Annotated in this window: 14 protein-coding genes and 3 riboswitches; of the genes, 8 read left to right on the forward strand and 6 right to left on the reverse strand. The window is 46.5% G+C overall.

What is annotated here, in order from left to right:
* Positions 1-48 precede the first annotated feature (48 nt).
* Positions 49-203, reverse strand: a riboswitch (SAM riboswitch).
* A gap of 139 nt (positions 204-342) precedes the next feature.
* Positions 343-1,302, reverse strand: a complete 960-nt coding sequence (locus RUW00_RS00650; protein ID WP_029974679.1) for a S8 family peptidase — start codon at positions 1,300-1,302, stop codon at positions 343-345.
* A 219-nt stretch (positions 1,303-1,521) separates the two neighbouring features.
* On the opposite strand from RUW00_RS00650, the gene RUW00_RS00655 reads away from it, so the two are divergent.
* A complete protein-coding gene (locus tag RUW00_RS00655) occupies positions 1,522-2,355 on the forward strand; it encodes an STAS domain-containing protein (protein WP_103526950.1) in 834 nt (277 codons plus the stop codon).
* Between the two features lie 45 nt (positions 2,356-2,400).
* Here the strand turns inward: RUW00_RS00655 and RUW00_RS00660 are convergent, their stop codons facing one another.
* The 3 genes from RUW00_RS00660 to RUW00_RS00670 are packed head-to-tail and all read right to left on the reverse strand — an operon-like array spanning position 2,401 to position 5,360.
* The gene (locus RUW00_RS00660; RefSeq protein ID WP_022553447.1) at positions 2,401-3,162 is read right to left on the reverse strand and encodes an energy-coupling factor transporter transmembrane component T family protein; all 762 of its coding nucleotides are present in this window, start codon (positions 3,160-3,162) and stop codon (positions 2,401-2,403) included.
* Positions 3,137-4,774 carry an ABC transporter ATP-binding protein gene (locus RUW00_RS00665; protein ID WP_280145050.1) on the reverse strand — a complete coding sequence of 546 codons (1,638 nt, stop codon included), beginning with the start codon at positions 4,772-4,774 and terminating at the stop codon, positions 3,137-3,139. The genes RUW00_RS00660 and RUW00_RS00665 overlap by 26 nt, the downstream gene beginning before the upstream one ends.
* Positions 4,761-5,360 (reverse strand): ECF transporter S component, encoded by a 600-nt coding sequence (locus tag RUW00_RS00670; RefSeq protein WP_014417560.1) that lies wholly within the window; start codon positions 5,358-5,360, stop codon positions 4,761-4,763. The genes RUW00_RS00665 and RUW00_RS00670 overlap by 14 nt, the downstream gene beginning before the upstream one ends.
* Positions 5,361-5,539: 179 nt before the next feature.
* A riboswitch (TPP riboswitch) is annotated at positions 5,540-5,653 on the reverse strand.
* A 148-nt stretch (positions 5,654-5,801) separates the two neighbouring features.
* Here RUW00_RS00670 and RUW00_RS00675 point away from each other — a divergent pair.
* The 3 genes from RUW00_RS00675 (at position 5,802) to mgtE (ending at position 9,152) form a co-directional block, all read left to right on the forward strand.
* Positions 5,802-7,064 carry a glycoside hydrolase family 18 protein gene (locus tag RUW00_RS00675; RefSeq protein ID WP_280145051.1) on the forward strand — a complete coding sequence of 421 codons (1,263 nt, stop codon included), beginning with the start codon at positions 5,802-5,804 and terminating at the stop codon, positions 7,062-7,064.
* A gap of 88 nt (positions 7,065-7,152) precedes the next feature.
* Positions 7,153-7,290, forward strand: coding sequence for a transcriptional regulator SplA domain-containing protein (locus RUW00_RS00680; protein ID WP_003154740.1), 138 nt, complete (start codon positions 7,153-7,155; stop codon positions 7,288-7,290).
* A gap of 106 nt (positions 7,291-7,396) precedes the next feature.
* A riboswitch (M-box (ykoK) riboswitch) is annotated at positions 7,397-7,562 on the forward strand.
* 234 nt (positions 7,563-7,796) lie between these two features.
* A complete protein-coding gene (mgtE, locus tag RUW00_RS00685) occupies positions 7,797-9,152 on the forward strand; it encodes a magnesium transporter (protein WP_012117400.1) in 1,356 nt (451 codons plus the stop codon).
* 35 nt (positions 9,153-9,187) lie between these two features.
* Here the strand turns inward: mgtE and RUW00_RS00690 are convergent, their stop codons facing one another.
* A complete protein-coding gene (locus tag RUW00_RS00690; protein ID WP_014417562.1) occupies positions 9,188-9,520 on the reverse strand; it encodes a MerR family transcriptional regulator in 333 nt (110 codons plus the stop codon).
* 194 nt (positions 9,521-9,714) lie between these two features.
* Between RUW00_RS00690 and RUW00_RS00695 the strand changes: the two genes are divergently transcribed.
* From RUW00_RS00695 to RUW00_RS00710, 4 genes are all read left to right on the forward strand, one after another.
* A complete protein-coding gene (locus RUW00_RS00695) occupies positions 9,715-9,870 on the forward strand; it encodes a hypothetical protein (protein ID WP_003154733.1) in 156 nt (51 codons plus the stop codon).
* 89 nt (positions 9,871-9,959) lie between these two features.
* Positions 9,960-10,142: a Fur-regulated basic protein FbpA gene (gene fbpA, locus RUW00_RS00700; RefSeq protein WP_003154731.1), complete on the forward strand. Its 183-nt coding sequence runs from the start codon at positions 9,960-9,962 to the stop codon at positions 10,140-10,142.
* 142 nt (positions 10,143-10,284) lie between these two features.
* A complete protein-coding gene (locus RUW00_RS00705) occupies positions 10,285-10,749 on the forward strand; it encodes a MarR family winged helix-turn-helix transcriptional regulator (RefSeq protein ID WP_007610911.1) in 465 nt (154 codons plus the stop codon).
* Between the two features lie 178 nt (positions 10,750-10,927).
* Entirely contained in the window at positions 10,928-11,482 is a 555-nt protein-coding gene (locus RUW00_RS00710) for a YkoP family protein (RefSeq protein WP_007407215.1), read from the forward strand.
* Positions 11,483-11,491: 9 nt separating this feature from the next.
* Here the strand turns inward: RUW00_RS00710 and RUW00_RS00715 are convergent, their stop codons facing one another.
* Positions 11,492-13,327: a DNA ligase D gene (locus RUW00_RS00715; protein WP_109566896.1), complete on the reverse strand. Its 1,836-nt coding sequence runs from the start codon at positions 13,325-13,327 to the stop codon at positions 11,492-11,494.
* Between the last annotated feature and the right edge of the window lie 2 nt (positions 13,328-13,329).

Raw genomic sequence — 13,329 nt, forward strand, 5'->3', positions numbered from 1 at the left:
GCCCCTTTCTCATGAGAGAAAGAGGCTTTAACTTCAAAATGTAAGCCTCTCTCATCTCTCAGATCACGTCTGATGGAATTAGCACCGTGCCTTATGAGACAGTCGTCTCGGCGCAAAAATCACGCGCCCCATTTCACAATGGAATTACGGTCGGTTGCTGTTGGGGTCAAAAGGCCAATCCCTCGCCCAACTCTCGATAAGAGAAAGTATTTCAATTTTTTTGAAAAGTTACATCATTTGTTGGTTATCTTATCAGCTTATTCAGATCACTGTCAATAGAAAATCTCACATTTTAAAAATTGGTGATGTGACAAGCTGACCAATCATTATATGAGAAAAATATCAGAAAGACAGCAGCTGTGCCTGTTCGGCTCTTTCCATCAGCACTTCAGGCGCGTCTAAATACAGAAACCCGTTCCCGGCCAATGTTTTGGCGATGTCCAAAGGAAGGGTCCGCCGCACGAGCTGGGCGTAGACTTCAGCCTCAGAAAGCGTCCGCTGAAACGCGTCCTGTTCAAGCCCTTTTATTAAGGCAAGCGCTCCGCTCACATGCGGGGCGGCCATTGAAGTGCCCGTCAGCTTCCCGTATTTATGGTTGGGAAGGGTGGAGAGAATATTTTCTCCCGGAGCCACCAGGTCAATCTCTTTATTGGCGTTTGAAAATTCAGACGATTTACGGGCGATTGAGACTGATCCGACTGCGATCACTTCGTTGTAAGCGGCCGGATACGACAGTTCCTCTGTACGCTCGTCTCCGTCGCCTTCGTTTCCTGCCGCGCAAACGACCAGAACACCGCTTTTTACCGCATTTGCGACGGCTTCTTTCAATTCAGGCACATCGCTTGGCCCGCCGAGTGACATGGAAATGATATCGGCCTTTTGTTCAACGGCGTAGTTGATGCCGTTAATGATCCATTCGTATTTGCCGCTGCCGTTTTTCCCGCCGAGAACTTTAACAATTAAGAGGCTTGCTTCCGGCGCGACACCCGAAATTCCGCCGTTTGAATCATTGGCGGCAATCGTTCCGGAAACGTGTGTCCCGTGTCCGTTATAATCGGAAATCGCGTCTTCTTTGCCTCCGTCATCATCGGTGAAGTTTTTCCCGCCGACAATCCGGTCTTTCAAATCAGGATGATTGATGTCGCAGCCTGTGTCAAGCACCGCGATTTTAATATCCTTGCCTTTAAACCCTTTTGCCCACAACTCTGGCGCCTTAATCACTTTAATCCCCTCCGGAAGCTCGTTCACATCCATGATCTGTTCGTCCGTGACATAAGGAATCAAATGCATTTCACCATTCATAAAAAAGCCCTCCTTTTTTATGCTTGCGAGTGGATACAAGGGTGTTGCTACTATTTTATGGCAGAGCATGCCGGCCGGAAAGAGTCATTTGAAGCATTTTCATAAAAAAGGCGTAATCTATTGCACTAAAAAATTTCAAATAAATGGATAGTTTAACAGCTTTTATTTTCATTCATGACCCGCTGACGCTATAATTGGAAATGGGAAAGGAGAAGAGATATGAAGATAAATGAAGCATTATACGACTATTTTACAGAACAAGCGGATCAAATTGCGAAAGAGTGGATCGAAACGATGGAAGATTCGGACCCGAATTCGATTTATTCTTTGACAAACCCCGTCATCACAGAAGAACTGACGGAGCAGGATAAAGAATTTTACCGGCATATTAATAAAATGTATATCATGCCGGAAAAAGAATTTTTAGAAGAGTTCGAGCGGTGGGTGATTGAGCTTGCGAAAGACCAGAAGCATCTGGATACTCCCGTCCAGTATGTGGTCCGTGAATTCATGAGAAACCGGAGACTATACATCACTTATTATGATGCGTTTGCCGATAAACATGAATCTTCGTTTGCACGGGGAGAAAGGAAGAAATGGGAGAATTTAATTGTACGAGTATTTGATTTTACGATTTACACGTTTGTCGATCATGCCGAGCATAACTCGAAAATGCAGCTGAACGCGCAAAGAGAAATGATTTTGGAGTTAAGCTCGCCGGTTATCACGCTGAGCAAACGGACGGCGCTGCTGCCGCTTGTCGGCGATATTGACACGGAGCGCGCCAAATTCATTCTTGAAAATACGCTGAGCACATGTGCAAAACGGCTGATTGAACATCTGTTTATTGACCTGTCGGGTGTAGTGGTTGTCGATACGATGGTGGCGCATCAGATTTTTAAATTAATTGAGGCGCTGAACCTGATCGGCGTCACGTCCACTTTATCCGGAATCAGGCCGGAAATGGCTCAAACCGCCGTACAGCTCGGCATTAATTTCTCAGATATTACGATCAAGTCCAATCTCGCTCAGGCTCTCAATTATCATCAATAACATACATAACAAAACAGGCTGCCGAATCACTCCGGCGGCCTGTTTTTATACAAACAACAATGAAATGAGCCAGCTTGCGCCGAATAACAGAAGCACGAGCAGGAAAAAGCACCAGTCGGCGCGGCGCACGGTAACAGTTCTGTAAAACGTGCGGTTTCGGCTCCCCGTAAAGCCTTTAGATTCCATCGCGATCGCCGTGCGTTCCGCCTTTCTGATTGCGCCTGCCAATAGTGGAATGGTGAAGCGCCTGAAGGCGGAGAGCTTTCCTTTCAGCCCGGAATCAGACGCCGCGCCCCTGATTCTGTGCGCCTGCCGGATGATCAGGATTTCATCTTTCAGAAGAGGGAGAAACCGGAACCCCGCGATAACGCCGTATGCAAGCTTGGGCGGCAGCTTACACTGCTGAATCAGACTGAGCATGAACAGAATCGGATCGGTTGTGAAAAGAAACATCATCGACAAAGCGGAAAAACATAAAATACGAAACGCGATAGAAATCCCGAGCGCCGCGTTATCACTGTTGACGGCAATCGGCCCGAGCTTAAACAGCAGGTTGCTTCCGGTTGTCGGGACGTTTCCGAATACGGCGGCTGTCCATAAAGAACCGAAGGCCAGAATGACAAACGGAATCGTGAACAGCAGCCATTTTTTCAGCGGCACACGCCCCGCCGAGAGGACGCCTCCCGCAATGATGATATAAAACAAAGCAGGGGTGTACGGATTATAAATAAACGACAGCATAATGACGCATAACAATACAGCCGCCGCCTTTATTGACGGGTTAACAGCCTCCAGCCGCAAGTTCATTTCTCCGCCTCCTGTCGTGTTTCATCCATTCATACCGCAGCGGCAAAGCCAAATGCGCTTGCTCGGCGATCCCGGTGTTATCAGAAAATAAAGCGTCGGGAGTTCCCCGGAATACCAGTTTCGTGCCGCAGAGCACAAGGATCGTGTCGGCATAATCTGAGACGAGTTCCATATCGTGTGTCACCATCAAAACAGCCGTTCCTTCCTTTTGAATCTCACGGAGCATTTGCATACACTCCCGCGCCGTTTTGGCATCCTGTCCGAAAGTCGGTTCATCAAGCATCAAAACGTTCACATTGTGCATAAGCATTGTCGCAACGCTGAGCCGGCGTTTTTGTCCTTGGCTTAAAGAAAACGGATGCTGTGAGGCATGGCGTCTCAGGCCGAATCGGGTTAACAGCTGAAGAGCTTTCTCCTTTGCGGCTCTGCTGCTTTCAAAACCGAACATCAGCTCTTGAATGACGGAATCTGTGACAAACTGGTGTTCAGGATTTTGGAAAACATATCCGGTCAGCCGCCGCAGCTCTTTTTCAGAATAGGAATCAATCGGTCTGCCGTCTATTTTGATGTCTCCGCTCAGCGGACGGATGAGCTTGGCCGCGGCAGAAAGGAGCGTGGATTTTCCTGTTCCGTTAGGGCCGGCAATCGCGGTGATTGAACCTTTTTTTACGGAAAAGTTCACATCCTGAAAAATGACGTCTGCTCCTCTTGAGAATGACAGCTCGTGAACGCTCAGCGCGTCTTCTGCCGAAAGCGCGGCGGGCCGGGGTTCGGGCAGAGATGGTACAGGTTCGTGAAACAGCTTTTCTTTACACAATGTAAAAGGAATGCTGACGTGCTCCTGCAATGAGATCACACGCGGAATCGGAATGCCGAGCTGCATCAGCTCTTCAATCTTTGTTTCAAAGATAACGTCCGTCTCTCCGTCCATCACCTTCTGACCCATTTCGTCAAGGACAATCGTCCTGTCCATCCACGGCGCCCAATGATCAAGCTGATGTTCGATAACGAGAAGGCCGAAGCCTTTTTTTGCTTGAAGATCTTTGATCAGCCGCACTAATTCACGTGCGGAATATGGATCAAGCTGTGCCGTCGGTTCGTCCAAAATAATGAGTTCCGGTTCCATCGCAATGATACAGGCAAGCGCCACTTTTTGTTTTGAACCGCCTGACAGCGAAGCGATCGTTCGCGTTTTCAAATGAGTGATCTCTAATTTTTCTAAAACGTCATTGATGATTGCGTCCATATCTTCTTTTGTATATTGCAAATTTTCCAAGCCGAAGGCGATTTCATCTTCAACCGTCAGCATGCAAAACTGCTGGTCCGGATCTTGAAACACGACGCCGATGGATCTGGCGGCGGGTTCTGTCAGGTGTGAAAGAGGTGTTCCGTATAAAGAAACGGTGCCCGATTGAACCCCATCGCATGCTTCCGGGTACAGACCGTTTAAACAAAGAGCGAGCGAGCTTTTGCCGCATCCGCTCGGCCCGAGCAATAAAGCCCGCTCTCCTTTGCGGAGCTGAAAGGACACGTTTTGAAGAATCGGCTTTTCATCCTGATCATAAGAAAAGGTAAGACAGCCGGCCGATAGAAGGGGCTCAGATGCCTGCATCTTGGTTCACCTGTTTCTTTTTCTTCTTGAATTGTTTTCCGAGCGCCATGCCGTTCAGCACCCCTGTGTAAGCCAGCGCATCACTGATTGCTTTGCCGAGAAGGCCGGCAAGAAGCGCACCTGAGATCAGACGGACAAGAAGCATGACGGCTAATAAACCCGGATTCAAAACAGAGTATCCGGAAACGAACAAGTCATAAATGAAGCTCGTCACAGAAGACCCCATACCGGATAAAAGAAGCACGGGCAGGGTATAAATCCGCCAGCGTGTCGCAAAAAAGACCGCTTCCGCACCGATTCCCTGTGCGATCCCGATCAGAATCACCATCGGTCCTGACGGATTTCCGAGTAAGCACTCCACAAACGCGGCGATGATTTCAGAAACAAGAGCCGCTCCCGGTTTTTGAATAATGTACGCGGCAATTACCGAGACGATAAACCAGATACCGTAAATCGGTTCGTAGCTCATTCGGCCGAAAAACCCTGCCGCTATATTGCTTGCATGAGTTGATACTAAATAAATGACAGCAAATACTACACTGATGACGGACATGACGACAATTTCTCTCATTTTCCAATTTTTCATTGTGATCTCCTGCTTTCTTATCGGATAGTCGTATGTATGAAAGAGATGATTTTACAGGCGGTTTATATTCAGTTTCATATTGCGGTGTCCTCCCCCGTTTTTTAATGAAAAATAAAAAACTGCATATCCGAGGGAATATGCAGCAGCAGAACGAAAACGCATGGGGAAAAACCCTGCGCTCCGGTCAATCTGCACTTCCCCACGCTGGTATTATCCAGATCGGGTTATAAGGGATCAAAACACGCCTGCCGCATGTTTTATCTCAGCCGATAACAGCACCCCTAGTGCGTTTCCTATACAGTTTTTTATGATGACATCATCATAGTTGATCATGTCTGATTTGTAAACAGCCTTTCTCCAAACAGAGTTTGGAATCGGACCGGATGATCATTCATAAAGATAAGAAGAGCCCTTTTGATCAAAAGGAAACGGAGGACATCTATGTTTGTTCATACAGTGCAGTCTGGCGACTCGTTATTTTCCATCAGCAGAAAGTACGGATACCCTGTTGACAGCATCAGAAGCGTCAACGGGCTTGAGGAAACGAATATCGTTCCGGGGCAGGCGCTTTTAATCCCTCTTAATGAATATACGGTTCAGCCGAATGATACGTATGCCGTTATCGCAGGTAAGGCTTATGTGCCGCAGATGCAGCTGATGCAGGCAAACCCGGATATTCCGCCGAACCGGCTGCGGGCGGGTATGAAAGTGAAGATCCCTGATATCTCTAACTATCTTGCGGGAACCCTGCAATTTTATGTCATTCGGACGCCTGAAGCGGATAGAGACTTAATTAATGATTTTGCGCCGTATTCTTCGGCGATTTCTTTGTTTGAATATCATTTTGGCCCGAACGGAGATATCATTAACGATTTAAACGACAGAACCGCAATAGAAACCACATGGCAGAACAGAGTGCGCCCGCTTGCCGTTATTACAAATCTGACAGAAGGGGGATTCAGTCCGGAATTAGCCCATCAAGTGCTGCAAAATCCGACGGCACGAACGAATCTCGTCAACAATATCGTCTCCTTAACCGTAAGAAAGGGATACGGCGGTGTAAATATCGATTTTGAACGGGTCAGAGAAGCTGACAGGGACCTCTTCACAGGATTTCTCCGGCAGTTAAAAACCCGGCTTTCAGAGCATCAGCTCGCGTTAACGATATCGGTTCCGGCAAAAACAAGTGATGCAGTGCCGTGGCTGAGGGGATATGATTACGGCGGAATCGGAGCCGTCGTCGATTATATGTTCATTATGGCGTACGACTGGCACCACGCCGGCAGTGAGCCGGGACCCGTGGCGCCTTTGACAGAGGTCAGGCAAACGATCAATTTTGCCATCAGCAGGGTGCCGAGAAGAAAAGTGATTCTCGGTGTTCCGCTGTACGGGTATGATTGGGTGATTCCGTACCGTCCCGGAACGATCGGATCCGCCATCTCCAATCAGCGCGCCATGGAAACGGCCATGAAGCATCAATCAGTGATCCGTTATTCCCAGCAGGAGCGTTCCCCTTACTTCCGGTATACTGATGAAAATGGAAGAACGCATGAAGTGTGGTTTGAGGATGTGCGGAGCATGAGTGAAAAAATGGTTCTCGTTCGGGAGTTCGGACTGCAGGCGATCGGCGCGTGGCAGTTAACGCTCGGTTTCAAACCGGGCCCGTGGCTGCTTAGGAACTTTTTCACGATCCGAAAGATATAGCTGCATGTCCCCCTCCGCAAGTGATTTTTTTTCCTATGATAACGGGTCTTCTTTTGGACAATCTAAAATTGAACAGGAGGTCTGTCATATGAAGAAAAGGGAAGAGCAGTATATCAACGAGGCTGAGTATGTACCGCATCCGACAAAAGAAGGGGAGTACGCGCTCATGCTGCATGAATCCTATCATTTCCTTTCAGAAGAGGATGAAAGCGATTTGCCGGAATAAGGGCTTTATGCCTTTATTCCGTTTATTTTATAGGCATGTGCTGAAATCACAAATTTAAGGTTGACACATTCCTTTTTTTTCTGTAATCTCAGTGTGTCAATTCAAATAAGAACTTCGTTAGGTGAGGCTCCTGTATGGAGATACGCTGCTGCCCAAAAATGTCCAAAGACGCCAATGGGTCAACAGGAATCATCGACATAAGGTGATTCTTAACGCAGCTGGATGGCTGTCCTATGCCATACAGTGCTAAAGCTCTACGATTGGAGGCCCCGCACGTTTATTTGCCGTGCTTGTTTTCGCCTTCATATCGGAAGGTTTTTTTTATGCCTCAAAACGTACACGACTGAGCATGATAAGGAGGTGCGGAGTATGGATTCTCCCCATTCGAGTATGTCAGAAGAAGTACCCATATACAGCCAGATAACCAGTGACGACATGATGAGGAGACAAACCGCCGCACTTCCCTTGACGGACGGCGCGTCTCCGTAAAGGAGGTACGAGTCCCGATGGTCCAAAACATGACCTATGACGAACTCATATTACGCATTATCATTTTATTGCGGGACGGAAAAATAAAAGAATTCCGAAACATGATAGATGAGCTTCAGCCCTATGACATGGCATTTTTGTTTAAAGAAATGCCGGAAAAGCACCGGGCCCGCTATCTGTCATATATGACGGTTGATGACATCACCGACATGATCGGAGAGCTTGAGCGGGAATTTCAGCTTGCCGTTTTGCATAAAGTCGGTAAAACGAAAGCCACTCTCGCAATGAATAAAATGGATAACGACGATCTCGCCGCATTGCTGGAAGAGATGGATGAAGAACTGAAAGAACAGCTTTTATCCAGCATGGAAGCTGAGGAATCAAAGGCCGTACAGCTTTTGATGAACTATCCGCAAGAATCGGCGGGCCGGATGATGACGAACCGCTTCGTCTGGATTCCGCAGCATTATACAGTAAAAGATGCGGTCGTGAAGCTGAAAAGCTTTGCAGAAATCGCAGAATCAATAAATTATTTGTACGTGATTAATGACAGCAAGCAGCTTGTCGGAGTGCTCTCTTACAGAGATTTAATTCTCGGCGAGCCTGAGGATAAAGTGCAGGATCTCATGTTTACACGTGTCATCTCGGCCGGGGTGCTCCAAGACCAGGAAGAAGTCGCCCGGCTGATCCAGCGGTATGACTTTTTAGCCATTCCGATCGTGGAAGAAAATCATGTGCTTGTCGGTATTGTCACTGTCGATGATATTATTGACGTCGTGATTAAAGAAGCCGATGAAGATTACGAAAAATTCGCAGCCTCCGGTAAGGCGATTACATTTGATACGAAAGCGTACGTTGCGGCGTACCGCCGTTTGCCGTGGCTCATTCTGCTTTTGTTTATCGGATTGATTTCCGGAAGCATTCTGAATTATTTTGAAGATACATTGCAAAAAGTAGTCGCCCTCGCATTTTTCATGCCGATGATTGCGGGAACGACGGGTAATACAGGCACACAGTCACTCGCCGTCGTCATCAGAGGACTGGCTAAAGAAGAAATGAATAAAAAAACCATCTTTAAACTGATTTTCCGTGAATTAAGAACCGGTATCTATATCGGCATCGTCTGTGCGATCGCGATTACGATTGTCGCAACCGTCTGGCAGAAAGACTTAACGCTCGGTTTTGTCGTCGGTTCATCGCTGCTTGCAACGTTGATTATCGGTACGATGGCCGGAACGATCGTCCCTATTATTCTTCATAAACTGAACATTGACCCGGCGATTGCATCAGGTCCGCTGATTACGACGCTGAACGATATTTTGTCCTTATTAATTTATTTCGGCATTGCAACTGCATTTCTTCATGCTTTATAAAAAAAGTCCGTCTCACAGGAGGCGGACTTTTTTGATCAGCGGTTTTTATACTTAAAATGAGCATTAAGCTGTCCTTCCAGCATTTTTTTGCGGAGCTGCGGGTCGTTTTTGAGAGCCTGTTCTTTTTTTCGCATGTCTTTTAAAATCTCAGCCGTCTGCACGCCGTCTTCCCGCTTGTTGGCAATATCCATCAGCCGCTCAACGTCCGCGAAGGAATACTTTCTCGTTCCCCGTGATGAACGCTGCGGGTAGATTAATTTCCGTTCTTCATAGTATCTGATCTGTCTGACTGACAATCCGGTTAATTCGCTTACAATGCCGATCGAGATTACTTTTTTATCTTTGTAAGATTGTTCGTCTGCCGTCATTTTCCCCACCCCTGGATGTCTTTTACTCATATTATATAAGAAAAAAAGAGAAAAAACCTGACGCTTGTCAGGTTTTCTGACGCGAAATAGAAAATTTTTGAAAAAAAGCGGCAGAAAAATTGACAAGGTTAATGCATGGTCCTGTGCCCCGTTTTATGCTTACTGTACAGACACAATGAGGAGGAAGGATAGGAATGGAGAAAGAAAAAGCGGTTTCGCTGGCAAAAGAAATCATTGAATTAGATATGAAACGCGATGAAATGCTGGAGGCGTTCATGCAGCTTGCCGGGGAACATGCTTTTCCGCTGCTCAGAGCCGTCCAGAACGGACTTTACCGAAAAACATCATAATCCTACAGAAGTTTTACAATGGCTTTATACGTCTTTGATATAAAAGCGTTATTCTGATCATAGAATAACGGAAAACAAAGGAGGCCGCCATGAGTCGTTTGCTTCAAAATGCATTGGACAAAGAGAGAAACCATTATTCCAAAAAGCTTCTGCAGATCGGAGTCTATACGAAAGAAATACTCAATTCCATGACAATTACGGAGCTGAGAAAGGAATACGCGTATTTTTTTCGGAACATTCCCTATAAAGAACGGAACCCTTATACAAATTAAATGATGTATAAGGGTATTTTTTTATATAAAAAAGAAGGAATTCTGAAAAACGGCACGAATAGAATATAAAACAAAGAACGACTCTTATGAATTGTAAGGGTTTACATTATTTTTTTATAAAAATCTTAAATACGGGGTAGATATGATGAGATTATCATTTAACGAAGAAGAAGTGATGCGTTCGATGAATTTGTACAAAGTTTTTGCAAGGGCTTTCAAGAGTGTGTCTGAACACAGCATCCGCGACAGTAAAGAACACGGTTTTAATCCGACTGAATTTGCCGTTTTGGAGCTGCTCTATACGAGAGGACCGCAAAAGCTTCAGCAAATCGGGTCGCGTCTTTTGCTTGTCAGCGGGAATGTCACCTATGTCATCGACAAGCTTGAAAGAAACGGGTTTTTGGTCAGAGAACAAGACCCGAAGGACAAACGGTCTGTTTACGCCCATTTAACTGATAAAGGAAACGAGTATTTGGATAAAATTTATCCGATTCATTCATTGAGAATTGCGAGAGCGTTTTCAGGACTTATGCCTGAAGAACAGGAACAGCTGATAGCCTTACTGAAAAAAGCGGGAATTCACAGCCAGCATTTGCTTTTCCGTTAAAAGAAAGCGGATACAAACACTCTTCTTCACGAAGAGTGTTTTTTTCTGTTCCGGACAGTAGAGCCTGAAGCGGTTTTTGCATAAGCTGATACAGGTCGGCATCATTATTTACCAATCATAATGTGACATGCCCCATGCCAAAATATGAGGGTGCTTTGAATATAAAGAAGGTGAACATGTGAGAAGCTGTCTGCTGTCTATATGGTACTTACTTGATCCGCTTTATTTCTTCTTTACCCGGCTGACGCTGATTGATAAACGGCAATCGAATGTATTCCGCGTCCGTTTGACAAGATATAAAGGAAAAGAAGTCATCCTGAGCGACGGAACCAGAATTAAAAAAAACGACGTGTTAGTTAAGATTCATCTTCATAATGTCAAACTCCTGAAAGAGCTGCAGCCTATTGAAAGCGCGGTCAGAAGGGGGATTATGCTATATCAGAAGGTATATCAATCCATGCCTCATTTAGCGGATTATATTAACCAGCATAAACGGAAAGACGAGATTAAGGGAGTCGTCGGCATTACAATGCTTCATAAAGGAGCGGCGAGACTCGGTTTTGATGTGATAAAACCGTCCAGCGGCTGCTACAGGCTGTTTAAGAAAGCGGCCCATATTCCGATTTTATACTTTACTGCAAAACAGCTCACCCTCAAAAACATTCCTTACTCCTGCTATTTATTTATTTCCAAAGAAAAATTGATGTGCACGTATCAGACTGAAAAGAGCTGACAAAAAGCGTCAGCTCTTTCTCTTGATTTGCTCAAGCACGATTGAAAGCGGAACGTCCTGCGGATTCCGGTAAAAATCATAAAACGGATCTCCCTCTGTCCTGACGCGGTTCACTACTGTATCGATCGTATAATCATCAGGTGTTAAAGAGGAGTTGACTTCGCTCCAATAAAGGGGAGCCGCAACCGTTCCCAATTCGTTGCCCCGGGTCGAATAGGGGGCGATAATGGTTTTCCCTTCGGCATGCTGCAAATAATCTAGGTAGAGCCTGCCGTTTCGGTTTTTGATAAACCGCTCTGTCGTAAAAAGATCCGGGCGCGTCCTGACGCAATAATCGGCGATGAGCATTGTGAACGCACGGGTTTCTTCATAGGTGAATGCTTCCGGTGAAAGCGGGATGTAGAGCTGAATGCCTTTATTTCCGGAGAGCTTCGGGAATGACGTAATGCTGAATGAGTCAAACAGCTGTTTCAGCACATGCGCAGCCTCCACTGCCATGGGAAAATCATTCCTTGACGGAGGATCAAGGTCAATGACAATCTCTGCGGGTCTTTCAGAATGCACTGTCTGAAACGGAACGTGAAATTCAAGCGCCAGCTGATTGGCCAGCCATAGAAGTGACGGTATGCTGCTGCATACGATGTGCTCGTGGCTCCCGTCAAACACGCTTGAGACAAAGTCCGGCGTGTAGTCCGGTTTGTTTTTTTGAAAAAAAGATTCGCCAGGCGCGCCGTGCGGATAACGGATCACCGTGACGGCCCGATCTTTAAGAAAGGGCATAAGAAAATCGCTCATTTTCACCATATAACTAAGGAAATCTGCTTTCGTTTTTTCACGTTTTTTAAAAACGATCTTATCCAGGCTTGTGAACTGCAGCTTCGGCGGCAGCGTTTTAGAGCGGAGGATAAGCTGCTGATACGTGCATTCCGTCCAATCCATTTCAAACTGAAAAGACACAAAAGATACTTCACGCAGCGTGTCCTGCAATATGGTTAAATACTGCACGGTCATGCAGATAGAAGGCTCAAGTGTATACTCGCCGCTTGGCAGTTTTTTTCCGTGGGTCTCCATAATGGTTCTGACGGCGTTTTTTTCTTCCGCCTGCATGCCGTGGGAAACGGAAGCGATCGGGACGGCGGTGCCGTCTTTTAAAACAGAGGCTGTTACATACCCGTTCTTCGGATTAAACCCGGTTAATAGCACATGTGCCGTTTTCATATGTTTATACTTTTGCCAGTCGGGAGAGCGTTTATTTTCCGCCCAGCCGCTTGATGCTCTTTTTGCTACGATACCTTCTCCGTCATGGCGGACGACCTTGTCCCAAAGCGCATCAAAATCAGTGTGCTCCGGAATGTATTGAATCGCTTCTTCCGCTAAGTGATGAGGGCAGGCGGGAAGATTTGCTTCTTTAAACAGTTTGGAAAGGGCGCGCTTCCGTTTCACATACGGTAATGAGACGGTGCCGGCGCCTTCCAGAACGAGGAGATCAAATGCCAGAAAGCGGCACGGCCGTCTATCAGCGGTGCTTTCAATTGCTTCCGTCCGTTTTAAACGTCCGCGGATTTGAAGATGCTCAAAGTCCGCTCTGTACGGATTGATTAAATAGACAAGCTCTCCGTCAAGCGTAATGGGGAACCTGTCTTTCATGTGCTGAAAACACCGGGCCGCAAAAGCCGTGATTTCCGGAAATTGATTCGTCAGCGTCTGTCCGTTTCTGCTGGTTAATGTAACGCCGCTTTCGTCTATGCGGAGAAGACAGCGGAATCCGTCATACTTTACCTCATAGCGCCACTCACTGCCTTCAGGCGGTACAGAGGTCAAAATCGGCTGCATCGTCAGCACCATGA

This window comes from Bacillus sp. IS1, from assembly GCF_032461585.1.
Taxonomy (GTDB): domain Bacteria; phylum Bacillota; class Bacilli; order Bacillales; family Bacillaceae; genus Bacillus; species Bacillus velezensis.

Excerpts from the sequence above, each read along its gene's own strand:
- RUW00_RS00650 (WP_029974679.1), bottom strand. The coding sequence starts at position 1,302 with ATGAATGGTGAAATGCATTTGATTCCTTATGTCACGGACGAACAGATC.
- RUW00_RS00655 (WP_103526950.1), top strand. The coding sequence starts at position 1,522 with ATGAAGATAAATGAAGCATTATACGACTATTTTACAGAACAAGCGGAT.
- RUW00_RS00660 (WP_022553447.1), bottom strand. The coding sequence starts at position 3,162 with ATGAACTTGCGGCTGGAGGCTGTTAACCCGTCAATAAAGGCGGCGGCT.
- RUW00_RS00665 (WP_280145050.1), bottom strand. The coding sequence starts at position 4,774 with ATGCAGGCATCTGAGCCCCTTCTATCGGCCGGCTGTCTTACCTTTTCT.
- RUW00_RS00670 (WP_014417560.1), bottom strand. The coding sequence starts at position 5,360 with ATGAAAAATTGGAAAATGAGAGAAATTGTCGTCATGTCCGTCATCAGT.
- RUW00_RS00675 (WP_280145051.1), top strand. The coding sequence starts at position 5,802 with ATGTTTGTTCATACAGTGCAGTCTGGCGACTCGTTATTTTCCATCAGC.
- RUW00_RS00680 (WP_003154740.1), top strand. The coding sequence starts at position 7,153 with ATGAAGAAAAGGGAAGAGCAGTATATCAACGAGGCTGAGTATGTACCG.
- mgtE (WP_012117400.1), top strand. The coding sequence starts at position 7,797 with ATGGTCCAAAACATGACCTATGACGAACTCATATTACGCATTATCATT.
- RUW00_RS00690 (WP_014417562.1), bottom strand. The coding sequence starts at position 9,520 with ATGACGGCAGACGAACAATCTTACAAAGATAAAAAAGTAATCTCGATC.
- RUW00_RS00695 (WP_003154733.1), top strand. The coding sequence starts at position 9,715 with ATGGAGAAAGAAAAAGCGGTTTCGCTGGCAAAAGAAATCATTGAATTA.
- fbpA (WP_003154731.1), top strand. The coding sequence starts at position 9,960 with ATGAGTCGTTTGCTTCAAAATGCATTGGACAAAGAGAGAAACCATTAT.
- RUW00_RS00705 (WP_007610911.1), top strand. The coding sequence starts at position 10,285 with ATGATGAGATTATCATTTAACGAAGAAGAAGTGATGCGTTCGATGAAT.
- RUW00_RS00715 (WP_109566896.1), bottom strand. The coding sequence starts at position 13,327 with ATGGTGCTGACGATGCAGCCGATTTTGACCTCTGTACCGCCTGAAGGC.